General features: G+C 53.9%; 18 protein-coding genes and 5 pseudogenes. 6 read left to right on the plus strand and 17 right to left on the minus strand.

What is annotated here, in order from left to right:
* Positions 1-36: 36 nt before the first annotated feature.
* Entirely contained in the window at positions 37-1158 is a 1122-nt protein-coding gene (locus ACQ86O_RS20775; protein ID WP_431222672.1) for a JmjC domain-containing protein, read from the plus strand.
* 108 nt (positions 1159-1266) lie between these two features.
* On the opposite strand, the pseudogene pepT reads toward ACQ86O_RS20775, so the two are convergent.
* Positions 1267-2497: pseudogene (gene pepT, locus ACQ86O_RS20780) on the minus strand (peptidase T).
* A gap of 445 nt (positions 2498-2942) precedes the next feature.
* Here pepT and potA point away from each other — a divergent pair.
* From potA to potD, 4 genes and pseudogenes are all read left to right on the plus strand, one after another.
* Positions 2943-4049 carry a spermidine/putrescine ABC transporter ATP-binding protein PotA gene (gene potA, locus ACQ86O_RS20785; RefSeq protein WP_431222673.1) on the plus strand — a complete coding sequence of 369 codons (1107 nt, stop codon included), beginning with the start codon at positions 2943-2945 and terminating at the stop codon, positions 4047-4049.
* Positions 4033-4892, plus strand: a pseudogene (potB, locus tag ACQ86O_RS20790) (spermidine/putrescine ABC transporter permease PotB). Before potA ends, potB begins: the two are co-directional and overlap by 17 nt.
* The gene (gene potC, locus ACQ86O_RS20795) at positions 4889-5671 is read left to right on the plus strand and encodes a spermidine/putrescine ABC transporter permease PotC (RefSeq protein WP_431222674.1); all 783 of its coding nucleotides are present in this window, start codon (positions 4889-4891) and stop codon (positions 5669-5671) included. Before potB ends, potC begins: the two are co-directional and overlap by 4 nt.
* A gap of 155 nt (positions 5672-5826) precedes the next feature.
* The gene (gene potD / locus ACQ86O_RS20800; protein WP_431222675.1) at positions 5827-6873 is read left to right on the plus strand and encodes a spermidine/putrescine ABC transporter substrate-binding protein PotD; all 1047 of its coding nucleotides are present in this window, start codon (positions 5827-5829) and stop codon (positions 6871-6873) included.
* A 143-nt stretch (positions 6874-7016) separates the two neighbouring features.
* On the opposite strand, the gene cobB is transcribed toward potD, so the two are convergent.
* The 5 genes and pseudogenes from cobB to lolC form a co-directional block, all read right to left on the minus strand.
* The gene (gene cobB / locus ACQ86O_RS20805; RefSeq protein ID WP_431222676.1) at positions 7017-7853 is read right to left on the minus strand and encodes a Sir2 family NAD+-dependent deacetylase; all 837 of its coding nucleotides are present in this window, start codon (positions 7851-7853) and stop codon (positions 7017-7019) included.
* Between the two features lie 13 nt (positions 7854-7866).
* Positions 7867-8781: an N-acetylglucosamine kinase gene (gene nagK, locus ACQ86O_RS20810; RefSeq protein ID WP_431222677.1), complete on the minus strand. Its 915-nt coding sequence runs from the start codon at positions 8779-8781 to the stop codon at positions 7867-7869.
* A gap of 54 nt (positions 8782-8835) precedes the next feature.
* A pseudogene (lolE, locus tag ACQ86O_RS20815) lies at positions 8836-10082 on the minus strand (lipoprotein-releasing ABC transporter permease subunit LolE).
* Positions 10082-10786 (minus strand): lipoprotein-releasing ABC transporter ATP-binding protein LolD, encoded by a 705-nt coding sequence (gene lolD / locus ACQ86O_RS20820; protein ID WP_431222678.1) that lies wholly within the window; start codon positions 10784-10786, stop codon positions 10082-10084. Before lolD ends, lolE begins: the two are co-directional and overlap by 1 nt.
* A complete protein-coding gene (gene lolC / locus ACQ86O_RS20825; RefSeq protein ID WP_431222679.1) occupies positions 10779-11981 on the minus strand; it encodes a lipoprotein-releasing ABC transporter permease subunit LolC in 1203 nt (400 codons plus the stop codon). The genes lolD and lolC overlap by 8 nt, the downstream gene beginning before the upstream one ends.
* A 319-nt stretch (positions 11982-12300) precedes the next feature.
* Between lolC and mfd the strand changes: the two genes are divergently transcribed.
* A complete protein-coding gene (gene mfd / locus ACQ86O_RS20830) occupies positions 12301-15780 on the plus strand; it encodes a transcription-repair coupling factor (RefSeq protein ID WP_431222680.1) in 3480 nt (1159 codons plus the stop codon).
* 152 nt (positions 15781-15932) lie between these two features.
* Here the strand turns inward: mfd and ACQ86O_RS20835 are convergent, their stop codons facing one another.
* The 11 genes and pseudogenes from ACQ86O_RS20835 to ACQ86O_RS20885 form a co-directional block, all read right to left on the minus strand.
* Positions 15933-16469, minus strand: coding sequence for a glycine zipper 2TM domain-containing protein (locus ACQ86O_RS20835; protein ID WP_431222681.1), 537 nt, complete (start codon positions 16467-16469; stop codon positions 15933-15935).
* A 332-nt stretch (positions 16470-16801) separates the two neighbouring features.
* Positions 16802-18105 (minus strand): annotated as a pseudogene (locus tag ACQ86O_RS20840) (NAD(P)/FAD-dependent oxidoreductase).
* Between the two features lie 331 nt (positions 18106-18436).
* Positions 18437-18979, minus strand: a complete 543-nt coding sequence (gene ycfP, locus ACQ86O_RS20845) for an alpha/beta hydrolase YcfP (RefSeq protein ID WP_431222682.1) — start codon at positions 18977-18979, stop codon at positions 18437-18439.
* Positions 18980-19053: 74 nt separating this feature from the next.
* Positions 19054-20073 (minus strand): beta-N-acetylhexosaminidase, encoded by a 1020-nt coding sequence (gene nagZ, locus ACQ86O_RS20850; protein WP_431222683.1) that lies wholly within the window; start codon positions 20071-20073, stop codon positions 19054-19056.
* Between the two features lie 31 nt (positions 20074-20104).
* Entirely contained in the window at positions 20105-20974 is an 870-nt protein-coding gene (locus ACQ86O_RS20855) for a phosphotransferase (RefSeq protein WP_431222684.1), read from the minus strand.
* Positions 20955-21533 carry a penicillin-binding protein activator LpoB gene (gene lpoB, locus ACQ86O_RS20860; RefSeq protein WP_431222685.1) on the minus strand — a complete coding sequence of 193 codons (579 nt, stop codon included), beginning with the start codon at positions 21531-21533 and terminating at the stop codon, positions 20955-20957. Before lpoB ends, ACQ86O_RS20855 begins: the two co-directional genes overlap by 20 nt.
* Before the next feature lie 24 nt (positions 21534-21557).
* Positions 21558-21947: a YcfL family protein gene (locus ACQ86O_RS20865; protein ID WP_431222686.1), complete on the minus strand. Its 390-nt coding sequence runs from the start codon at positions 21945-21947 to the stop codon at positions 21558-21560.
* Positions 21948-21959: 12 nt separating this feature from the next.
* Entirely contained in the window at positions 21960-22310 is a 351-nt protein-coding gene (hinT, locus tag ACQ86O_RS20870) for a purine nucleoside phosphoramidase (protein ID WP_431222687.1), read from the minus strand.
* Between the two features lie 133 nt (positions 22311-22443).
* On the minus strand, positions 22444-23049 hold the full coding sequence (locus ACQ86O_RS20875) for a GNAT family N-acetyltransferase (protein ID WP_431222688.1): 606 nt from the start codon (positions 23047-23049) through the stop codon (positions 22444-22446).
* Positions 23050-23162: 113 nt separating this feature from the next.
* Positions 23163-24595, minus strand: a pseudogene (ptsG, locus tag ACQ86O_RS20880) (PTS glucose transporter subunit IIBC).
* A 336-nt stretch (positions 24596-24931) separates the two neighbouring features.
* Positions 24932-25708, minus strand: a complete 777-nt coding sequence (locus ACQ86O_RS20885) for a metal-dependent hydrolase (RefSeq protein ID WP_431222689.1) — start codon at positions 25706-25708, stop codon at positions 24932-24934.
* Positions 25709-25719 lie beyond the last annotated feature (11 nt).

Genomic DNA, 25719 nt, shown 5'->3' on the forward strand with positions numbered 1-25719 from the left:
TAATCCCCTCAGGCTCACCCTATCCTGGAATAAAAAATGGACTACCAATTAGATTTGGACTGGAACGATTTTTTGCAACGTTATTGGCAAAAGCGCCCGGTCATTCTCAAGCGCGGATTTAAAAACTTTATCGATCCTATTTCCCCGGATGAGTTGGCCGGGCTGGCAATGGAAAACGAAGTAGACAGCCGCCTGGTTAGCCATCATGAAGGCCGCTGGCAGGTAGGACATGGCCCCTTCGAGAGCTATGATCATCTGGGTGAGAATAACTGGTCACTGCTGGTACAAGCCGTTGATCACTGGCATGAGCCATCCAGCGCATTGATGCAGCCGTTCCGCAAACTGCCAGACTGGCGCATGGACGATTTAATGATTTCGTTCTCAGTGCCGGGCGGTGGTGTTGGCCCGCACCTCGATCAATACGACGTATTTATTATTCAGGGTACTGGCCGCCGCCGCTGGCGTGTCGGCGAAAAAGTGGCGATGAAGCAGCACTGCCCGCATCCGGATCTGCTGCAGGTAGCTCCTTTTGACGCCATTATTGATGAAGAGATGGAACCGGGTGATATTTTGTATATTCCGCCTGGCTTCCCGCATGAAGGCTACTCGCTGGAAAACTCGCTCAACTATTCCGTTGGCTTCCGTGCACCCAATGGCCGCGAGTTGGTAAGCGGTTATGCCGATTATGTTTTGGCCCATGAATTAGGTAGCCAGCGGTACAGCGATCCAGAGATTACGCTGCGCGAAAGCCCAGCCGAAGTCCTGCCGCATGAGGTCGATGCGCTGCGCCAGATGATATTGGGCCTGGTCCAACAGCCGGAGCACTTCCAGAACTGGTTTGGCGAATTTATTTCGCAGTCGCGCCACGAGTTGGATATCGCGCCACCCGAGCCGCCATATCAGGCCGGTGAAATCTACGAACTGCTGCAACAGGGCGAAGCGTTGCAACGTCTGGGTGGGTTGCGCGTGCTGCGCGTAGGCGGGAAGTGCTTCGTGAATGGTGAATTGATTGATACCGAACATCAGCAAGCTGCCAATGCCTTGTGCCAGCACTTCAGCGTCAATGCCGAAATGTTAGGAGAGGCGGTGAACGACCCTTCTTTCCTGGCCTTGCTGACGGCGCTAATCAACAGCGGCTACTGGTACTTTAACGACTAGGTGACACCGCAGGGTAAGCTTTGCTTTGGCAGCCATGATCGCCAGATAATCTCATTTATGGTGACTCCCCCTCTTCTTTTGGGAGAGGGGAATCAACCGTTTTGACCGCTATTTTCTGACCCGTTCGGCGGTCAGAGCGGCAATACGCATAATAACTGCCACTGCCTGCTCCATCCCTTCAAGGGTGATAAACTCATGCTTGCCGTGGAAATTATAGCCACCGGTGAACATGTTCGGGCAAGGCAATCCTTTAAAGGACAGTTGGGCACCATCCGTCCCCCCGGATCGGCTTCATGATCGGCTCAATGTTGCAATCACGCATCGCCTGTTGCGCCAGCGCAATCACATGGGGATGTTTGGCAACCTGCTCGCGCATGTTGTAATAACTATCTTCGATCGTCACCTCGATATAGCAATCTCGCGGCAATCCACGCCCCACTTTCTGTGCCGCATCGATCATATTGCGTTTGCGCGCCTCAAAGCCATCACGCTCAAAATCACGCACGATGTAATGCATCTCTGCACGCTCCACGTTCCCTTTGATGCCACCGAGGTGGTAAAAACCTTCGTAACCCTCGGTATTCTCCGGCGTTTCATCGGCGGGTAGCGCCTGATGGAAACGGGCAGCCAGGGACAGCGCATTCACCATCACCCCTTTGGCACTGCCGGGGTGAACATTATTGCCCGCGATTTTCACCGTCACCGATGCCGCATTGAAGTTTTCGCACTCCAATTCCCCCACGCCGCCACCGTCAACGGTATAAGCCCACTCGGCGTCGAACGCCTTAACATCAAAGAAATGTGCGCCCTTGCCCACTTCTTCATCCGGCGTGAATCCTACGCGGATATCGCCGTGAGGAATTTTTTGCTGCTTCAACCGCACCATGGCGGTAAGAATTTCCGCAATCCCGGCTTTATCATCTGCGCCAAGCAGCGTTTTACCATCGGTGGTGATCAGCGTTTGCCCCAGCATTTGATGCAGGATCGGGAACATCACCGGCGATAACACTTCATCACCAATACCCAATGCAATATCACCACCGCGATAGTTTTCCACGATCTGTGGTGCTACATGCTTACCGGAAAAATCCGGCGAGGTATCAAGATGTGAAATGAATCCGATCGCTGGCACCGGCCACGCCACATTACTGGGTAAAGTGCCCATCACGCAGCCCTTGTCGCTTAGCGAGACCTTTTCAAACCCCAGTTCAATCATTTCCTGCTGCAACGCACGCGCCAGCTTCAGTTGCCCGTCGGTACTCGGCACATGTTTGACGTTCGCTTTAGCCTGTGTGTCAAAAGAGACGTAGTTAAAAAAGCGATCAAGTAGTTTATCCATGGTTCCGCCCTCAGAATTTCGCGTTTCATTATGCAAAAACGATACGGATCAAATATTGAGACAGGTCATTAATAGTCAGATTTAACGCAAATCATTAAAGTAAGTGATGGTTTAAAGATGAAATTATTGGGGTAAACTCAGCCAGGAGCCTTACAGAACGGCAGTTTGGCTTTCAATTATGGGGCTCAGCGTCTATCATGCGCCCTCTTTAAATTTCGAACGGCGCCGCTGGCTTTGAGCTTCAGTACACCGACGGGGGCTCGCGCAGTCTTTTCCAGCGGCGCTTCTATCTGCATCACCTTACGGGATAGAGACACCTTTACCCAAAGTAACTGGCGTTGCAGCTAGACGGTAAGAGAGTTACGCCCTGGAGCTTATTAAGGTAAGTGACCGGGGGTCGCTCTCGCAGCCAACACGCTGCAACTTCAAGTAAGAAGGGTATAAAATGACTGAGAAATCCTCTCTGGTTACACTGGCCTCCCTGAGTAAAAGCTTTGGCGGCAAAGAAATTATCAGCAATCTCAACCTTGAGATTAGCGATGGTGAGTTCGTCACTATCCTGGGCCCTTCTGGCTGTGGCAAAACCACCGTATTGCGCCTGATCGCCGGGTTGGAAAACGCCGACCAGGGGCAGATAGTGCTCGACGGGCAGGATATTACCGACATTCCCGCCGAACATCGCCACGTAAACACCGTCTTTCAAAGCTATGCCCTGTTCCCTCATATGACGGTTTTTGAGAACGTCGCCTTTGGCCTGCGCATGCAGAAAACCCCAGATGCAGAACTGACACCGCGTGTGGAAGAAGCCCTGCGCATGGTGCAATTGGAAGAGTTCGCCCAACGACAGCCTCATCAACTTTCCGGTGGCCAGCAACAGCGTGTGGCCATCGCCCGTGCGGTAGTCAACAAACCTAAAGTGCTGCTGCTGGACGAATCGCTTTCTGCCCTGGATTACAAACTGCGCAAGCAGATGCAGAACGAACTGAAGGCGTTGCAGCGCAAATTGGGTATCACCTTTGTTTTCGTGACGCACGATCAGGAAGAAGCCTTGACCATGTCCGATCGGATCGTGGTGATGCGTGATGGGCGCATCGAACAGGACGGCACCCCGCGCGAGATCTACGAAGAACCCAAAAACCTGTTCGTCGCCAGCTTTATCGGTGAGATTAATATCTTCGATGCCACCGTGCTGCAACGTCTCGATGAACTGCGGGTGCGGGCCCTGGTGGAAGGCCGGGAATGTGATATCTATGCCGCCCAGCCAGTCGAGCCGGGGCAATCCTTGAAAGTGCTGCTGCGCCCGGAGGATCTTCGGGTAGAAGAAGTGAATGATAACCAGCAACTGGATGGTTTGATCGGCTACGTGCGTGAGCGCAACTATAAAGGCATGACGCTGGAGTCAGTGGTTGAACTGGAAAGCGGTAAAATGGTGATGGTCAGCGAGTTCTTCAACGAAGACGATCCAGACGTTGACCATTCGCTGAACCAGAAGATGGCGGTAACCTGGGTAGAAAGCTGGGAGGTGGTGCTGGCCGATGAAGAAATCTCGTAATTTATTTCAAAACCTGGTGATCAGCGGCGTGGTCGCCTGGTTAGTGCTGTTTGTGTTTATGCCGAATCTGCTGATTATTGGCGCCAGCTTCCTGACGCGAGACGACGCCAATCTGGTGCAGATGGTGTTCACGCTGGATAACTATACCCGGCTGTTTGACCCGCTGTACGGTCAGGTGATGCTTCACTCATTGAATATGGCGGTGATCGCCACTCTCTGTTGTCTGCTGCTCGGTTACCCTTTTGCCTATATTCTTGCCCGCCTGCCGAAAAAATCCGCCCGTTGCTGTTGTTCCTGCTGATCGTACCTTTCTGGACCAACTCGCTGATCCGCATCTATGGCCTGAAGCTGTTTCTCAGCACCCGTGGCTATCTGAATGAATTCCTGCTGTGGACCGGGCTTATCGAGACGCCGTTTCGCATTATGTATACATCGGAAGCGGTGATCCTGGGGCTTATCTACATTCTGCTGCCGTTTATGGTGATGCCGCTTTATTCCAGTCTGGAAAAGCTGGATAAATCCTGCCTGGAGGCGGCCCGCGATCTGGGTGCCAGTAAGGTGCAAACCTTTATCCGTATCGTCATACCGCTGACCATGCCGGGCATTATCGCCGGTTGCCTGCTGGTGTTATTACCGGCAATGGGGCTGTTCTACGTATCTGATTTGATGGGCGGGGCCAAAAACCTGCTGATCGGTAATGTGATCAAAAGCCAATTCCTGAATATCCGCGACTGGCCATTCGGTGCCGCCACCAGCATCTGTCTGACCTTGCTGATGGGATTGATGCTGTGGGTTTATTATCGTGCCGCCAGGCTGCTGAATAACAAGGGGGATCTGGAATGATCGGGCGTCTGATTCGCGGTGGGTTTATGACCCTGATTTACGCATATCTCTACATTCCAATCGTGATCCTGATCGTCAATTCGTTCAACACCTCACGTTTCGGCATTAACTGGCAAGGTTTTACGACCAATTGGTACAGCCTGCTGCTGAACAACGATAGCCTACTGCAAGCGGCCGGTCATTCGCTGACTATGGCGGTGCTTTCTGCCAGCTTCGCCACGCTGATCGGCTCGTTGGCCGCGGTGGCGCTGTATCGTTACCATTTTCGTGGTAAGCCCTTCGTCGGCGGTATGCTGTTTGTGGTGATGATGTCGCCGGATATCGTGATGGCGATTTCCCTTCTGGTACTGTTTATGCTGCTGGGTATTTCGCTAGGCTTCTGGTCACTGCTGTTTTCCCATATCACCTTCTGCCTGCCCTTTGTGGTGGTCACCGTCTATTCGCGCCTGAAGGGCTTTGATGTGAAAATGCTGGAGGCCGCGCGTGATCTGGGGGCCAGCGAAGTGGTGATCCTGCGTAAAATCATTTTGCCGCTGGCAATGCCGGCGGTTGCTGCCAGCTGGCTACTGAGTTTCACACTGTCGATGGATGACGTGGTGGTCTCTTCGTTCGTTACCGGCCCAAGCTATGAGATCCTGCCGTTGAAAATCTATTCAATGGTGAAGGTCGGCGTTTCACCAGAGGTCAACGCGCTGGCCACCATATTGCTTATACTTTCGTTGGTGCTGGTATTGGCTAGCCAATTGATATTGCGCGATCGCCGCGTTAAAGCGATGTGAGGAGAGCCGGGTCCGCTTCGCTTGCTAAAATCGCTGATTTGCCAATGGGGTAAGCGTCTTTACCCTACAGGAAGCTCTCCCTATAATGGCCCTTCTCTGGGGTACGGCGTTCTGCGCCGTACTGTTTAAGCAATCACTGCCTAAGGATGCACCGCATGAAAAAGTGGTCACACCTGCTCGCAGCCGGGATGATGGCACTGAGCATCTGCTCAGCAAATGCCGCTGATGACGGCAAAACGCTGTATTTCTATAACTGGACTGAATACGTACCTCCTGGCCTGCTGGAGCAGTTCACGAAAGAAACCGGTATCAAGGTGATTTACTCCACCTATGAATCCAACGAAAGCATGTATGCCAAGCTCAAAACCTACAAGGACGGGGCTTACGATCTGGTGGTGCCTTCAACCTATTTCATCGCTAAGATGAGCAAAGAAGGCATGCTGCAGAAGATTGATAAAAGCCAGCTCAGTAACTTTAAATATCTCGATCCTGGCCTGCTGAACAAGTCATTCGATCCGCAAAACGACTACTCCATTCCCTATATCTGGGGGGCGACCGCCATCGGGATTAACACGGATGCCATCGATGCTAAAACCGTCACCTCCTGGGCTGATTTATGGAAGCCGGAGTACAAAGGCCGCCTGTTGCTGACCGACGATGCCCGTGAAGTGTTCCAGGTGGCACTGCGCAAGCTGGGTTACTCAGGCAACACCACCGATCCGCAAGAGATTGAGGCCGCCTATAACGAGCTGAAAAAGTTGATGCCAAACGTACTGGCCTTTAACTCTGACAACCCCGGCAACCCCTATATGGAAGGCGAAGTGGATCTGGGGATGGTGTGGAACGGCTCCGCCTACGTGGCACGCCAGTCGGGTACACCGCTTGAGATCGTCTGGCCTAAGGAAGGTGGGATTTTCTGGATGGACAGCCTGGCCATTCCAGCCAATGCCAAGAATGTCGAGGGAGCACTAAAGCTGATCAACTTCCTGCTGCGCCCGGAAATTGCGGTGCAGGTAGCGGAAACCATCGGTTACCCGACGCCGAATCTGGCGGCAAGAAAGCTGTTGCCTAAAGAGATTGCCGAAGATAAATCGCTGTATCCTGATGACGCGGTGATTGAAAACGGTGAATGGCAGAATGATGTGGGTGAAACCAGTACGCTGTATGAGACTTACTTCCAGCAGTTGAAAGCCGGACGTTAGTGGGTTTACTACTTACCGCTGCAAGATGGCCATCTCTCCTCCAGACCCTGCCCCTCTCCGCAAAGGAGAGGGTGCTCACATTCTATCCCCTCTCCCTCTGGGCGAGGGTGAGGGAGAAGGGAAAAGTCTCTCCCAGCCCTATATCAGGGTTTGTCAGCCCGCTCAACTTTACCCATCAGGAATTTGTGCACAAAGCGTGACACCACTTCACTGGCCGGGCCGTAATGTTTCTCTTCAAACTGGCTTTCTACCTGGCTCGGCTCCAGATTCAGCTCCATGGTATAAGCGCCACCAAGGCGGGCTTCGTGGACAAAACCCGCTGCCGGATAAACATTGCCGGAAGTCCCAATCGCGATAAAGAAATCGGCTTTTGCCAGCGCGGAGTAAATCTCATCCATACCCAGCGGCATCTCACCAAACCACACCACATGGGGCCGCAAAGGGGACGGGAACTGACAGCAGTGGCAACGTTCATCGACGCTCAGATCGTCCCGCCACTCAAATACCTGCCCGGAACTGGTACAGCGCACCTTCAGCAGTTCACCGTGCATATGCAAGACTCGTTTGCTGCCTGCCCGCTCGTGCAGATTATCGATATTCTGCGTGACCAGCAGGAAGTTATCCCCTAGCCACTCTTCCAGATCGGCCAGAGCACGATGTGCCGCATTGGGGGCAATCCCTGGCTGTTGAAGCTGCTGGCGGCGAGCGTTATAAAACGCCTGTACCAAAGCCGGATCGCGTTTAAACCCATCCAGGGTAGCCACGTCCTCTACCTTATGCTCTTCCCACAGCCCATCGGCCGCGCGGAAAGTGCGGATACCAGACTCGGCAGAGATGCCTGCCCCTGTCAGTACCACAACGAACGGCTTTTTCAATTCGGCTGCCGCCATGGTATCGCGCTGGAAAATCCGTGAGCGAAAACGCTGATGCCGTACATGCTTACTCTTGCGAAACTGACACAACCGATGGCGAGTGTGCATGAACTCTCCTTATTTAATTGCTATCCAACAAATTGAGGAACGCGGCCCCGCGAACACCACCAGCATCACCATAACGCGCTTTCTCGATGCGGGGTAATTTGGCTACCCGCAACAGATGGGCTGGCAGACGCTGGGGCAATGCCTGATAAATCGCTGAAAAATTCGATAAACCGCCACCGATCACCACCAGGTGGGGATCAATGATAGTCAGCAAATTGCCCAGGCATATCGCTAAAACTTCCAGAAAACGGTCAACATGTGCCACCGCCTGTGGCTCACCAGCCTGATATTGCGCAATGATTTGCTGTGCTGGCAAGTGCTGCTGATAAAAGTGCGTATACATCCACTCAAATCCACGGCCCGAGATGTAATTTTCAATGCAACCCTGATGGCCGCAACCACAGGCAACGCGAGGAATATCACGCCCCAGCACCTCCAAGGCATCAACCGGTAACCGGAAATGGCCGAACTCCCCGCTGATATAATTGCGCCCGGAAAGCACTTTGCCATCCACGATCAAACCACCGCCAACGCCGGTCCCCAGGATAATCCCCAGCACCGTTGGATAGCTGCGGAACTCTTCGTCCCAGGCTTCCGACAACGTAAAGCAGTTGGCGTCGTTATCTACCCTGACCTCGCGGCCAATCAGATTACTGAGATCGCCCGGCAGCGGTTGCCCCATAGCAGCCGGTACGTTGGCGGTAAACAAGGTTCCGTCTTCATTCGGCAACCCCGGAATACCTATGCCCACCTTGCCCTGTAAGCCGCAAAACTCGTCGGCTTCGTGAGTAAGACCGCATAACACCGCCAGCAGTTGCTGATAGTCATCACGCGGCGTTGGCACCCGTTTTTGCCAGATACGCTGCAGATTGGCATCGAATATCCCCAGTTCAATCTTGGTGCCACCCATATCGAAACCGTAGTACATAACTTCACCTCAGGCTAAAAAAATGGGGCGCCATTGCTGAGCCCCAGGTTTTTATTATTGCCCGCTTAAGACACGGGCCGGATCGATGCGGCTGGCACGCCTGGCCGGATACCAACTGGCCAGCAGGCTGAGCACAATGGCGGTTGCCAAAACAATCACCACATCCAGCCAGTGCAATTCGGAAGGCAGGAAATCGATAAAATAGATGTCGCCAGACAGGAAGGAATGGCCCATCAGCTTTTCGATCCCCTTGATGATGTTGGTCAACTGCAACGAGGCGATCACACCAACCACCACGCCGCTCAGACTGCCCACCAGCCCTGCCAGCAAGCCATACCAGATGAAAATGGCACGAATAAAGCCGTCTTTGGCTCCCAGGGTACGCAATACGGCAATATCGCCGCTCTTGTCTTTGACTGCCATCACCAGCGTGGAAACAATGTTGAAGCAGGCCACGCCGATCACCAGCACCATCGCCAGATACATGATGGCGCGGATCATCTGAATATCCCGGTACATGTAACCGTAAGTGCCGATCCAGCTTTTGATATAGACGTAGGAATTAGTCACCTCGCCAGCGTCACGCACCAGCTTATTGGCAGCAAACACGTCGTTGACCTTGATGGCAATGCCAGTGACACTGTCACCCATATCCAGATATTGCTGGGCATCGGCCAGAGGCACCATTGCCAGGCTATGATCGAGCTGGCCGCTAAGTTGTAAAATACCGGCCACCTGCAGGCGAATACGCTTGGGCTGCAGCAGTTTCATTTCCGGATCGCTGTTGGGGATCATCACCGTGACGTAGGAGCCTTGCTTCACCCCCAGCGCTTCGGCCACTCCCTTACCCAGGATCACCTGCTGCTCACCGCTTTTGAAGTTGGCCCAGGCATCGCCCTGCACATATTCTGGCAATGCGCTTAGCTGGCTTTCCTGCGCCGGGTCAACCCCTTCACCTGCACCGCCCGCAGTTGCGCGCCATTCTCCATCAGGCCGGTGAAATTGATGTACGGGGCTGCGGCCAAAATGCCCGGTACTTTTTCTACCCGCTGCAGTATGTCTGGCCATCCCTCGAAAGGCGGGTTGACCGGTTCAATCTCGCCATGCGGCACCACCGCCAAAATACGGTTCTGCAATTCACGTTCGAAACCGTTCATGGCGCTCAACCCGACGATCAGCACCGCCACGCCCAGCGCAATGCCAATGGTTGAGATCACTGAAATCAGTGAAACCATGCCGCCGCGCCGCCGGCCACGGCTGAAGCGCAGCGCCATCAGCAATGAAAGTGGCGAAGCGCTCATTACTCGGCCCCCATCAGGGAGGATTGCGCCTGCAGATGGCCGTCGGCCATTTCCAACTGGCGGCTCAGGCGTTTGGCGAGTTGCAGATCGTGGGTCACCACCAGAAACGCGGTGCCCTGGCGCACATTCAATTCACCGAGCAGGTCGAAGATACTGTCGGCGGTACGCTTATCCAGGTTACCTGTGGGTTCATCCGCCAGCACCAGCGAAGGATTATTCACCAGCGCGCGGGCAATCGCCACGCGCTGGCGTTCCCCGCCAGAAAGCTCAGAAGGACGGTGTTTACTGCGTTTTTCCAACCCCACCGCCGTCAACATCTCTAACGCTTTTTCCTGCGCCAGAGCCGGTTTGGTGCCGCCAATCAACAGCGGCATCGCCGCGTTTTCCAGCGCGGTAAAATCTGGCAACAGATGGTGGAACTGGTAGATAAAACCAAGCTGGCGGTTACGCAGCTCCGCTTTGGCAGTAGAAGAAAGCGAGTTCAGAGACTGCCCTTTGTAGATAACCTCCCCGGAAGTTGGGGAATCCAATCCACCCAGCAGGTGCAGCAAGGTACTTTTACCGGAACCCGAGCTGCCGACGATCGCCATCATCTCGCCCGGCTGCATGGCAAAACTGACATTGCGCAGCACATCGGTATGCAGATTGCCTTCCTGATAGGTCTTGCACAGGTTGTCACACTGCAGCAAAAGATGGTTACTCATAACGTAAAGCCTCAGCGGGTTGTACGGCGGCAGCGCGCCATGAAGGGTAAAGCGTGGATAACAGAGAAACCGCCATCGCCGCCAGGGCAATGATTGTTACCTGCAATGGGTCAACCGCCACCGGCAGCGAAGCCCCGTCGATCAGCGAGCCGAGGATCGGCATCAGGCCATTGAGATGGGTGGCCAGCAATACGCCCAGTAACGTCCCGAGCAGTGAGCCGATAATCCCGGCGCTGGCGCCCTGCACCATAAATACCGACATAATCTGGGGCCGCGTCAGGCCCAGCGTCTGCAAAATAGCCACTTCGCCCTGCTTCTCCATCACCAACAGGCTTAGAGAAGTAATAATATTGAATGCCGCCACCGCCACGATCAGGCTGAGCAGCAGCCCCATCATATTTTTCTCCATGCGTACCGCCTGGAACAGCTCGCCTTTACGGTCGCGCCAATCTTTCCATACGGTGCCTTCCGGCAGCACTTGCTGGCTAAGCGTATCCACCTGCAGCGGCTGTTGCAGGAACAGACGCCAACCGGTGATATTGCCCGCCGGGTAACGCATCAGGCGCGAAGCATCCTGCTGATTGGCGAGCAACTGGTAACCATCCACCTCACTGTTGGCGTGGAAAGTCCCGATCACGGTAAAGAGACGTTGGCTGGGGATGCGGCCCATCGGCGTGAATTGGCTGGCGCTGGGCACCATCAGACGCAGTTGGTCGCCACGTTTGACACCTAACTGCCCTGCAAGCTGCTCACCGATAATGATGTTGTATTCTCCCGGCTGCAGTTGCTGCTGTTTAACGTTGACCAGATAAGGGGTTAGCGGATCGGCTTCATCCGGATTAACGCCCAGAAGCACCCCGACGGCCACGCTGCGGGCGCTTTGCAGCACCACATCGCCGGTGGTCAATGGGCTAACGCGGGTCACACCTTGCAACCCTTGTACGCTGGCGGCAGGCAGTTGTTCAGGACTGATGGAGCCCTGCTTGCCGGCGATCAGCGCTTGTGGCATCAGCCCCAGAATGTTGTTTTCGAGATCTTTTTCGAAACCGTTCATCACCGAGAGCACGGTAACCAGCGCCATCACCCCAAGCGTAATGCCAATGGTGGATAGCCAGGAAACAAACCGCCCAAAGCGGTCTGATGCTCGCCCGCGCATGTAACGCAGGCCAATAAATAACGCGACAGGTTGATACATGAAATCCGTTTTGTTGCCGTAGCTTAAGCAAAGTGATCAAGGATAATAAAGGCTCTACCCGGTTTATGGAACCATTCGCCCGGTTTTATTCTCGTCACCGGCAGTTCAACCACGACCAACGCAACCCGCCACGGCCCTGAGTTGATTAAATAAGCGCCAACAGGCACCTTCCAGGCGCTTTTACCTGTGTCAGTTTATTAGACACTGGGCTAGTATAACGAGGATAAAGGCCAACAGGATTTTGTGGTATTCACGCGTCAACCGCCACGGTGAACACCACAAAAAACTGTTATTCAATTCATTGATTAAAGATAACTGAATGAGCATTTCTGATAAGAGTCTCCGTTCCGCTTCATCTTCCTCCCGTTACTCTCTACCCGACCGCGCGGGCGATTTACGCCAACTGGGGCAACTGACCGGTTCCGCCTGCGCCGTTGAATGCGCCGAGATTGCCGAGCGCCATCCGGGCCCGGTCATGCTGATTGCTCCGGATATGCAAAACGCGCTGCGGCTACGTGACGAAATTCAGCAGTTTACCGACCAGATGGTGACGACCCTTTCCGATTGGGAGACGCTGCCGTATGACAGTTTTTCGCCGCATCAGGAAATCATTTCTGCACGCCTTTCGAGCCTGTATCACCTGCCAACCATGGCACGCGGCATTATCATTCTGCCGGTGAACACGCTGATGCAGCGCGTCTGCCCTCATGAATTCCTGCATGGGCATGCTCTGGTAATGAAAAAGGGGCAGCGGCTGTCAAGGGACCTTTTGCGCGCCCAGTTGGAACAGGCGGGTTACCGCAGCGTCGATCAGGTCATGGAGCACGGCGAATTTGCCACGCGTGGGGCCCTGCTGGATTTATACCCGATGGGCAGTGAAGAGCCTTATCGTATAGACTTTTTCGATGACGAAATCGACAGCTTGCGCACCTTCGACGTGGACAATCAACGTACGCTGAACGAAGTGGATGCCATCAACCTGCTGCCAGCACACGAATTCCCAACCGATAAAAATGCTATCGAGCTGTTCCGCAGCCAATGGCGCGAACAGTTTGAAGTGCGCCGTGACGCCGAACATATTTACCAGCAGGTGAGTAAAGGCACCTGGCCTGCCGGGATCGAATACTGGCAACCGCTGTTCTTCAGCCAGCCGCTGCCTTCGTTATTCAGCTATCTGCCAGCCAATACGCTTATCGTCAACACTGGCAATCTGGAAAGCGCCGCCGAGCGTTTCTGGCTGGATGTGAATCAGCGCTATAAAAGCCGACGTATCGATCCGATGCGCCCGCTGGTGGCTCCAGATACCTTATGGTTACGGGTTGATGCCCTGTTTGGTGAACTCAAGGCCTGGCCACGCGTGGCGTTGAAAACCGAAGAGCTGCCTGCCAAGGCAGGTAACACCAATCTGGGCTATCAAACCCTGCCCGAACTGGCGGTCCAGGCTCAACAGAAAGCGCCATTGGATAATCTGCGCCGCTTTATAGAAAGCTTTACCGGCAGCGTGATTTTCTCGGTAGAAAGCGAAGGCCGCCGTGAAACCTTGCAGGATCTGCTTGGCCGCATCAAGCTCGGCACCAGCCTGATCCAGCGCCTTGACGAGGTTGAAGCGCCAGGCCGTTATATGATGGTCGGGGCTTCAGAACGCGGCTTTCTGGATACGCTACGTGACCGGGCGCTGATTTGCGAAAGCGATCTGCTTGGTGAGCGGGTCAGCCGCCGTCGGCAGGATAACCGCCGCACCATCAATACCGATACCCTGATCCGTAACCTGGCGGAGCTGCACCCTGGGCAACCGGTGGTTCATCTGGAGCACGGCGTTGGGCGCTATGTCGGTCTGACGACGCTGGAGGCCGGTGGTATCAAGGCGGAATATCTGATCCTGTCTTACGCCGGTGAAGACAAGCTGTACGTGCCGGTTTCCTCTCTGCATCTGATCAGCCGCTACGCCGGTGGGGCCGATGATAATGCCCCGCTGCACAAACTGGGCGGCGATGCCTGGTCGCGTGCACGTCAAAAAGCCGCCGAGCGGGTGCGTGACGTCGCCGCCGAACTCCTGGATATATACGCCCAGCGTGCCGCGAAATCCGGTTTTGCCTTCAAACATAATCGCGAACAGTATCAGCTGTTCTGCCAGAGCTTCCCGTTTGAGACCACCCCGGATCAAGAGCAGGCTATCAACGCCGTGCTGAGCGATATGTGCCAGCCGTTGGCGATGGACCGCCTGGTCTGTGGCGATGTGGGCTTTGGCAAAACCGAAGTCGCGATGCGCGCCGCCTTTCTGGCGGTGGAAAACGGCAAGCAGGTGGCGGTATTGGTGCCGACAACCCTGCTGGCACAGCAGCACTTCGATAACTTCCGCGATCGCTTTGCCACCTGGCCAATCCGCATTGAGATGATGTCTCGTTTCCGCAGTGCCAAAGAGCAACAGCAGGTTCTGGAGGCGGCGGCAGAGGGTAAAGTGGATATTATTATCGGCACCCACAAGCTGCTGCAGAGCGATCTGCGCTGGAAAGATCTGGGGTTGCTGATTGTCGATGAAGAGCACCGCTTTGGTGTTCGTCACAAAGAGCGTATCAAAGCAATGCGCGCCGATGTGGATATCCTGACGCTGACTGCCACACCGATCCCGCGAACCCTGAATATGGCGATGAGTGGCATGCGCGATCTGTCGATCATTGCCACCCCGCCAGCCTGCCGCCTGGCGGTGAAAACCTTTGTGCGTGAATTCGACAGCCTGGTGGTGCGTGAGGCGATCTTGCGTGAGGTGCTGCGCGGCGGCCAGGTGTATTACCTGTACAACGACGTAGAGAACATCGATAAAGCGGCACAACGGTTGGCGGAGCTGGTACCCGAAGCGCGGATTGCCATCGGTCATGGCCAGATGCGGGAACGCGATCTGGAACGGGTAATGAACGATTTCCATCATCAGCGTTTCAACGTACTGGTCTGTACCACCATTATCGAAACCGGTATCGACATCCCAAGCGCCAACACCATTATCATCGAACGTGCTGATCGTTTCGGGCTGGCACAGTTGCATCAGTTGCGCGGCCGCGTCGGGCGCTCTCACCATCAGGCCTATGCTTATCTGCTAACGCCGAATCCGAAAACCATGAGCACCGACGCACACAAGCGGCTGGAGGCAATTGCCGCGCTGGAGGATCTGGGGGCCGGGTTCGCACTGGCAACGCACGATCTGGAGATCCGTGGTGCTGGCGAACTGCTGGGTGAAGACCAGAGCGGCCAGATGACCACCGTGGGTTTCTCTTTGTATATGGAACTGCTGGAAAGCGCCGTCGAAGCCTTGAAGAACGGGCGCGAACCTTCGCTGGAAGATCTAACCAGCAATCAAACGGAAGTGGAACTGCGCATGCCAGCGCTGCTGCCTGATGACTTTATCCCCGATGTGAACACCCGTTTGTCCTTCTACAAGCGCATTGCCAGCGCTAAAAACGAAGGGGAACTGGAAGAGTTGAAAGTCGAACTGATCGATCGCTTCGGCCTGTTGCCAGATGCGGCGCGTAACCTGCTGCAAAGCGCCGCAATGCGTCAGTTGGCGCAGAAGCTGGGCATCAAACGTATTGAAGGCAATGAACGCGGAGGTTTTATCGAATTCGGCGAGAAAAACCGGGTCGATCCCGGGTATCTGATTGGCTTGCTGCAAAGCAAACCGCAGGTTTATCGCCTGGATGGGCCAACCAAGCTGAAATTTATGCTGGACCTCACCGACCGCCCGGCGCGGCTGAAGTTTATCGAGGAATTATTGACGGCCTTCAGGGAACATACCCTCGCGGCTTGATAGCCCTAAGTTTCCTCCCCTAACCCTCTTCCCGAAGAAGAGGGGAGTAAATGCGCCACAACGTCACTTCGGTCGGTGATCACAACATCGAATCAGTTCGTTCTTCCCAATGGAGAAAGAACTGATTCGATACTCACTTTTCACTATGCCAATCAGGCTTTATTCAGCACCAACTGGCCATTGTTATCCAGCGGGATCTGAGTGCCTGGATCGTGATCCATGCGGATCTTGCCTTGCTGATTGCCGATTTTGTAGGTCACGTCATAACCCAGCGTTTTCTGCGACTTGTCATACACCGTTTTACAACGTTGCTGGGTGCTGGTGGTCGTATCGTTGTTCTGCAAACTCCCCTGAACCTGGTTGCCTGCATATCCCCCACCCAGCGCACCGACGACGGTCGCTACATCACGGCCACGGCCGCCGCCAAACTGATGACCAATCACGCCACCGGCGACGGCACCCAGTACGGAACCGGCAATGCGGTTTTCATCCTGCACGGGAGCACGGTGGGTAACCGTGACGTTGCGGCATTCCTGACGAGGGGTTTTGACAGTTTCTTTGATCGGTGTGGCGGTGAGAACCTGCGCATATTGTGGGCCGGGAGTGAAGACGTCCAGACTGGCAACGGCAGCAATCCCCAGAGCGGCTGCGATACCAATCCCAACACCGGCTAACATTGATTTGTTCACAGGAAATCCTCCAGAATGTGTTACCACGCATTTTGCACCGGGAAATTTTGCTCATTGGTGGCATGCAGTACCCGGTTTACGGCGTGCGCGCTGCGCCGTCTGTAAACACCCTAAAGTCTGCACAATGACCTTCCACCTCGCAATAAGACTAAGTGAGCAAAGCGTTCTGAAAGCCTGCAAAGCTTATTCTTTAGGAGAAGTCTTATCAGAATAATCGCTCATCTGCGGTTGTCTGCTCGCTCATTCTACCGGGCCCAAAAATAAAAAAACCCACGCAGCGAACCCGCGTGGGTTTTGTATCAGTTGATCGCAGTTAAGCGGTCAAGGCGATATCAGTGCATTTTCAGGCGTGGACGGATCACCCGGTTAATCCCCCCACCAACATCATGAGACCGGTTTTGGTGTAACCGTGTAACGCCACCTGGTGCATACGGTACAGCGAAATATACACCACGCGCGCAATGCGCCCTTCAACCATCATCGAACCACGCATCAGGTTGCCCATCAGGCTTCCCACGGTACTGAAACGGGACAGTGACACCAGCGAACCGTGATCTTTGTAAACATAGGGCTTCATCGGTTGATTATTGATTTGTGCCAGAATATTGCTATAGCAACGGGAGGCCATCTGATGTGCAGACTGCGCACGCGGAGGAACAAAACCACCGCCTTCACGCGGGCAAGAAGCACAGTCACCAATCGCAAAGATATTTGGATCACGGGTGGTCTGCAACGTGGGCTCTACCACCAACTGGTTGATGCGGTTAGTTTCCAGCCCAGCAATGTCTTTCATAAAGTCCGGAGCCTTGATACCCGCAGCCCAAACCATCAGATCGGCGTTGATAAACTCCCCACCCTTGGTATTCAGGCCATGCTCATCGGCGCTGGTCACCATGGTGTTGGTCAGTACACGCACGCCCAACTTGTTCAATTCCTGATGCGCCGCAGCAGAGATGCGCGGTGGCAACGCAGGCAGAATACGCTCACCAGCCTCAACCAGCGTCACTTTCAACGCGCTGTTATCCAACCCTTCAAAGCCGTAGCTGTGCAGTTGTTTAACCGCATTGTGCAGCTCTGCAGAAAGCTCTACGCCGGTAGCGCCGCCGCCGACGATGGCGATATTAACGCTTTCTTTATCCCCTGGCTTGGCAGAGAACTTAAGGAACAGGTTTAACATTTCGTTATGGAAACGGTGCGCCTGATGCGGGTTATCCAGGAAGATACAGTTGTCTCTTACCCCTGGCGTGCCGAAATCATTCGATGTACTGCCCAGCGCCATCACCAGAATGTCGTAACTCAGATCGCGCTCGGGGACCAGTTCGGTGCCATGCTCATCGCAAATCTGTGTGAGCTGCAGCGTTTTCTTCTCACGATCGATGTTAACCAATGAGCCAAGCTGGAAGTTGAAGTGATGGTTACGCGCATGCGCCAGATAGCTTAACGCGTCCACACCATCATCCAGGGAGCCGGTTGCCACTTCATGCAACAGCGGTTTCCACAGGTGACTGTGGTTACGATCCACCAGCGTAACTTCAACCTGGCTTTTGCGGCCGAACTTATGACCCAAGCTGGTTGCCAGCTCCAGACCACCAGCCCCACCACCTACAATGACTATTTTCTTCTTTGGCGTTGTCAAAATGACCCCCTGAATGTGAACCAATTGTTGCCCAAGGGTAAATAAATAATATCCTTAGAATACATAGGGTTCACTTAAGTTAAACCTGCTATCTGGGGTCAGAATAACACGAGAGGTTATTTGGTAATACCAAAATTGATGTACATCAAAGTTTATCGGTTAAAGGCTGGACGAAGGGCTTTTTTGGGGATTGAGATTCAAATAGTTAGCGCTGGATCACACTGGCGGATTTTGCCGATAATCAGACAAATCCGGCACGATAAAAATGAAAAAGCCGCGATAGTTGCCTTTATCAGCAGCCCTCGCGGCTATGTCACGCGTTATAAAACTGTTACGCCAGCGTCTTGAAAGCCTTGATACGTTGCAGGTGCGGCGAAATGTTTTTAAATTTGTGTGTCTGCTGTTCGTCCCAGACAATTTCATAATACTTGTGCAGCATTTCAGCGCTGCGTTGGTTGTCCAACACTTCATCATGGCGAGAAAGCACCACCAGACAACGATCGCGGTTTTTCTCGCGGAAATCCTCCACACACTTGGTGGCGATGTCGCGATACTCTTCTGGCCGATCGATCTTGCCATGCATATGCTCTTCCGGGTAGAGATTCGGGTTGAACATCACCTGGCGGATCCCGCACAAAAAGCCGATGCGCTCGGCCCAAAAGCCCCCCAGCCCCACACCACAGATCAAGGGGCTAGCGTCTCCTTCCTGCTGGACAGCCTTGTCCACCTCTTTCAATAAATGCTGCATATCATGGCGCGGATGCAAAGTGCTGTAACTGATAAAACGCACGTCCGGATCGATGAACTGCAACTGCAAAATCTTTTCATGATTGCCGGGACTGGTGGAATCAAAGCCATGTAAATAAATAATCATCTGGATCCTCGCAACAAACTGGGGGCCATGCCGCAACCCCCATCGTTAACGCCGCCTGACGGCGCCCTGACCATTCACCCCACTGAGCGTTGCTTGTGCTCTTCCCAGCGTTCGCTCAGCATACTCAGCGCCTTGTGCGCCTGTTGCCAGCGGTCGGAATCTCGCAGTTCCTGACGGGTAAACTGACCGCGATGATATAACCGCCGCAATTTTTCTACTTTGACCGGGGACAGGTTATCCAGCACGCTGACGGCCCCTGCCCGATTATTACAAACCAGGATCATATCGCAGCCCGCGTCCAGCGCAGCCTGACCGCGTTCGGCATAACTGCCCATGATCGCCGCGCCTTCCATCGACAGATCATCAGAGAAAATTATGCCGTCAAACCCCAATTCTTGCCGCAGGATGTCTCTCAGCCAATAAGGAGAGCCACTGGCCGGGCGCGGATCTGCTTCAGTATAGATGACATGGGCTGGCATGACGGCATCGAGCAAGCCGCGTTGGATAAGCTCGCGGAAAATAGACATATCAACATCGCGAATTTGTGCCAATGGCCGTGGGTCGCGTGGCGTTTCCTTATGAGAATCTGCACTGACCGCGCCATGCCCGGGAAAATGCTTGCCCGTGGTTTTCATGCCCGCACTGTGCATCCCCTGAATAAAGCGCTCGGCCATCGCCAACGCCTGCTGTGGGTCACTGTGGAAGGCGCGTTCACCAATTGCCGCACTGACATGGCCAATATCCAGCACCGGCGCAAAGCTGATGTCGATATCCTGGGCGATCATTTCTGAGGCCATCAGCCAGCCGGCCTCCTGGGCCAAACGCCCTCCTTCCTGCGCATCATTAAGCGCGGCGAACGACTGGGCGGCAGGCAAGCGGGTAAAACCTTCGCGGAAACGCTGTACGCGGCCGCCTTCCTGATCCACAGCGACCACCAGCCGATCGTGTGAAGCGGCTCGGATCTGACGCACCAGCTCGCTGAGCTGCTGCGCATCATGGAAATTACGGGTGAACAAAATCAATCCGCCTACCAGCGGGTGTTTTAAAATTTCGCGTTCTTCTGCGTCCAGCTCATAGCCGACGACATCTAGCATTACTGGGCCCACGGCCACCTCGCTTCGGTATTCATAGAGAATTGGGGGATGATAAACAAAAACGCCGGTACAAAGCTGCGCCCCAGCGCAAAAATGCCGGATCCCGACTCTGCTGCCAGCGCACTTCAAACCACATCAGCATCAGATAATCGACCCAGAGTACCCAACGCTGCACCTGCACCATCAAACGGGGTAAATCCTGATAGCCAAGCCCGGTGTAGCCCTTTAAAAAGCGTTGTTGATCGGTGGTAGAGAATGAGTTAAAGCGAAACAGCGCGGCAAGCTCCAGGGCAATATCACCATCGGCGGCATATTCCCAATCGATCAATCTTAACCGGTCGCCCTGTGCCAACAGATTACCCGCGTGAATGTCCATGTGCAGCGGCGCCAGCATCAGCGGGCTTGGCATCTTGGATTGCATAAAATATTGCTGCCAACCTAGCCAGGCAGGCGTAACGCGCTGGCTGTCTATCTGCTGCCAATAACCGGCAAACTGCTGCTGCAGGTTGAGTGGGTAACCACTGCACTTTTGCTTATGCAGCCTGGCGATAAAAGCCGCTAACGCGCCACTGGCATTTAACGCCGCAAAGGCCGTCTCGTCGACCATTTCGCCTGCCAGCCATTCGACAATCAGCCAGTCGGGATGTTGCAACACCACCCGAGGGCCAACCCCTTGGCCACTGCGGCTTAACACACGGCCCTCACGCCTGCGGCTGACACCCAAAGCACGCTTTTCTGCTGTCTGCTGGCGCGCCAGTAATTGCAGATTATGGCCTTCAATACGCCAGCTTTCGCCGGTCAACCCTTGCACCTGGCTGAAATGACAACCGGCGGTATTTACCGCCGGCAGCCTGTTATTGAGGAGTCGCCGAAGCTGGCTTTCAGTGTTTGACGTCGCCATTACCTGACCAGACAATCTCACCGGTTTGCACCAGCATCAGTTGCATCTCCATGGTCGGTGATTTTACATCACCGCTGACGTCGCTATACAGCACATACTGAGCACTGACTATTCTCGCCAGGCCAATAGCTTTGCTGCGTGAGCCAAGGCTATCTTCTGCTGACAGGCCAAGCGTCTGTTTGGCGCTTGAGAGTTGCGCTTCCGGCACAATGGTGAAGGTCTGGTTCGAGGCCAGGGCCTGATGTAGCGCCGAGGTGGCCTTGCCGATTTGCAGTGAGCCATTGGTATTGTTCTTTACGCTGTCTAGCAGTAACACGCTACCAGGGGTGACACCGTCTGCCTTCAACATCTGGCCGACCAGAGGTTGTACGCTACCCAGCCAATCAAGCTGCTGGATCTTCGGTGGCTGTGGCACAGGCTCGCTTGGTGGCGGTACCGGCTCTGGTTCCGGTTGCGGCACCGGTTCAATAATCACTGGCGGTTGCTGTGGTTCTGGTGGGCGTGACGGACAACCGGTTAACACCAACGCGGCAAGCGCCACAAATAGATACTTTTTCATTACCCTTCTCCAACGGAACCCAAGTTACAAAAATAGATACAGACGCACTCGTTTAGCATCAAGATTGCCATTCAGTGAATAAATCTCTGCGTCTGAATTCGCGCCAACGGTAACCGTCCTCGGCTCTTCAAAAGGCAGAATATCCAGCCCCTGTTTGTTATACCAATAAAAACGGTAGTGTAGGGTTACCGGGGTCTCCTGGGTGTTGCTGAGCAACGAGGTCGCCTTCAAACGGCCAGACGCGTCGGTAATGGACGGGTTGTCCGCCAGAATACCCGCCGTCAGTACCGAGGAGTCCATGACTACCGTTTGCCGTTCATTGACCGCGATCTCTTGCGGGCTGCTACAGCCCATCAGGATCACTGTGGGAAGCACCAGCGCCATCAAGTAACGCATTCTGTAGTTATAGCGCATGGTCATCCTCCGTTAACGTGGCAATAACGGGCCCAATATGCGCCCACCGACTAAATGCATATGAATATGATAGACCTCCTGGCCAGCGTGACGGTTGCAATTGATAATCAGGCGGTAACCGTCTTCGGCTATTCCTTCCTGCTCGGCAATTTTAGCCGCCACGGTGATCATACGGCCCAATGCGGCCTCATGTTCTACGGTGACGTCGTTCACCGTAGGGATCAGAACGTTCGGAATGATCAGGATATGCGTCGGTGCCTGTGGGGAAATATCACGGAATGCGGTGACCAGCTCATCCTGGTAAACCACATCTGCAGGGATTTCACGGCGAATGATTTTACTGAAAATAGTTTCTTCGGCCATCTGGAACTCCTTGTTCAGCGTAAAAAAGATTTACGCAGTATGAGTGACAAATTCTACTGCTTTCAACCCGATTGCGCACTTTCCGCGTTGAGTGATGCAGAATCACTCAATCACACCGATACCGCTGAGGGAATTAATCAGTATTATGGTTCTGCAAGGTTTCAAGCCTGGCTTTAATCTGCGGCCATTCATCATCAATAATGCTGAATCTGACCGAATTACGCTTGCGCCCATCCGGCATGATACGTTCATGGCGCACGATACCTTCCTGTTTCGCGCCAATGCGCAAGATCGCCGCCCGCGATTTCTCGTTCAGTTCGTCGGTAGTAAACTGAACGCGTACCGCCTGGAATATTTCGAAGGCATAACCCAGCAGCAGGTATTTGGCTTGCGTATTGACGCCCGAACGCTGCATCGACTGGCTCAGCCAGGTGTGGCCGATTTCCATTTTTCGATTAGCTCGGTCAATCTTCCAGAAACGGGTGCTGCCAATAACGCGCCCGGTTGCCCGTTGGACAATCACAAACGGCAGCATCGAGCCGGCATTGCGGCCAGCCAACGCAGTTTCTATATATTTATCGATGGTGCCGGTATCAGGCACTACCGTGACCTTCAGGTTCCACAGTTCACCGTCCGCAGCGGCGTTGACCAACGCTTCGCGGTGTGTTGTCTGTAATGGCAGTAATTCGATCTGGCTACCGATTAATGATGGGGGTTCGAACGTTATCGGGTCAGTCATTTTGTCCCTCTTGACGATCATTCGCTTGGCAGGCATCAGCATCGCAAAGGGCTGGCGAAAAACCAACAAAAAAGGGAGGCTTTCGCCTCCCCTTGTCAACTCCCCTGCCTGAATCAGTTGTTACGGATGTACTCATCCATATCAGTTTTCAGGTTATCAGATTTGGTACCAAAGATAGCCTGAACTCCAGAGCCTGCGACAACTACGCCTGCAGCCCCCAGTTTCTTCAGACCCGCCTGATCAACCTTGGATACATCGGCCACGCTGACGCGCAGACGGGTGATACAGGCATCCAGGTTAGTGATGTTTTCTTTACCGCCGAATGCCTGGACCAAAGCGGCCGACATTTCAGAACCCCCTGAGTAACCTGATCGGTCGCGTTATCTTCACGGCCAGGAGTTTTCAGGTCCAGCTTGGCGATCAGCACACGGAAGATGGTGTAGTACACCAGACCGTAGATGATACCAACGATAGGGAACAGCCAGATGCGGCTGCTGTTGCCACTCAGTACGATAAAGTCGATCAGACCGTGTGAGAAGCTGGTACCGTCACGCATGCCCAACAGAATACAGATTGGGAACGCCAGACCGGCCAGAATCGCATGGATCACGTACAGGATCGGCGCAACGAACATAAAGGAGAACTCGATTGGCTCGGTGATACCGGTCAGGAACGAGGTCAACGCAGCGGAAATCATGATACCGCCGACTTTAGCGCGGTTTTCCGGCTTGGCTGAATGCCAGATGGCAATCGCCGCAGCTGGCAAGCCGTACATTTTAAACAGGAAGCCACCAGACAGCATACCGGCGGTAGGGTCACCCGCCATGTAGCGAGGAATGTCGCCGTGGAATACCTGACCTGCCGCGTTGGTGAATTCACCAATTTGCATCTGGAAAGGAACGTTCCAGATATGGTGCAGACCAAACGGCACCAGAGCACGCTCAACGACGCCATAGATACCAAAAGCGACCACCGGGTTCTGATAAGCAGCCCATTGTGAGAAGGTCTGGATAGCCGTACCGATTGGAGGCCAGATGAAGGACAGGATCACGCCCAGAATGATGGCCGCCAGACCAGAGATGATCGGCACAAAGCGCTTACCGGCAAAGAAGCCCAGATATTCCGGCAATTGAATGCGGAAGAAGCGGTTGAACATGTAAGCAGCAATGGCACCAGAGATAATCCCCCCGAGCACACCGGTATCCGCCAGGTGTTTGGCTGCAATCTCTTCGGCTGGCAGATGCAGAACCAACGGCGCAACCACGGCCATGGTTTTGACCATGATGCCGTAAGCCACAACGGCAGCCAACGCGGAAACCCCGTCGTTGTTAGTGAAGCCCAGCGCAACACCGATGGCGAAGATTAACGGCATATTGGCGAATACAGATCCGCCCGCTTCGGCCATCACATGGGAGACTACCATCGGTAGCCAGCTAAAGTTGGCGGAACCGACGCCCAGCAGGATACCTGCGATAGGCAATACGGAAACCGGCAGCATCAGCGACTTACCTACTTTTTGCAGGTTTGCAAATGCGTTCTTGAACATAGTTGAGTGAGCTCCTGAGTAATAGTACTTTGCTACTTCTTCGCGAATCTTCGCGTTGCAGAGGGGAGAAAAAACCTCTGCATTTCAGGGTGTCTGAGCACCCCTTTAATTTTTACGCAGAGTAAAATAAATACCCTGAGCAATGTTTGATGGCAGTCACGTTTCAATGAATAAGGGCGTCAGCTTGGCAAAAATTGTCTATTTTTTGTAAAAAACAATGAAAAAAGCCCGCCCATCGCCGTAAAACGGATGAGAACATTACGCCTTTCGCCGATTAATTACGAGCTTAAAAAGAATTCCATCACTCTGGAACATTAGCCAAATCCAAGTGAAGGATTATAGTTCGACGTGAAATAAGCGTGAAAAGTTGGCGGTAGTGGCCCCAGCCAACTCTTCCAGGCTGACGCCTTTCAATACGGCAAGGTATTCAGCCACATCGCGCACATAGGCAGGTTGGTTTTCTTTACCACGATGAGGTACCGGGGCCAGATAAGGGGAGTCGGTTTCCACCAGCATTCTATCCATCGGCACATAGCGTGCCACCTCACGTAACTGCTCGGCGTTACGGAACGTCACAATACCGGAAAACGAAATATAAAAGCCCAGATCCAACAAGGCTTGCGCCGTGGGCAAATCCTCGGTGAAGCAATGCAACACACCGCCACAATCTTGCGCGTTCTCTTCCCGCAGGATGGCTAAGGTGTCTTCGCGCGCATCTCGCGTATGTACAATCACCGGTTTGTTTAGATCACGGCCAATACGGATATGCTCGCGAAACGATGCCTGTTGTAACGGGATATTGTCTTTTTGATAGAAATAATCCAACCCGGTCTCACCCAAAGCAACCACCTGCTCTGCCGCCGCCAAACGACGCAGTTCGGCGTAATCGTATCCATCCTCCAGGTTCAGCGGATGAACGCCACAAGAGAAGGCCACGTCGTTACGCTGGCCAATCAATTGCGTCATGGCCTGATAGCCCGGCAAGGTGGTGGCTACGGCCAGAACAAAGCCCACATCCTGCGCTTTGGCTTTGACCAGGGCATCATCAACGTTCTGATGCAACGCGGTAAAATCCAGGCTATCAAGATGGCAATGAGAATCTACTAACAACATAATATATAACT

Origin of the sequence: Serratia sp. L9 (assembly GCF_050632285.1) — a bacterium.
Taxonomy (GTDB): domain Bacteria; phylum Pseudomonadota; class Gammaproteobacteria; order Enterobacterales; family Enterobacteriaceae; genus Chania.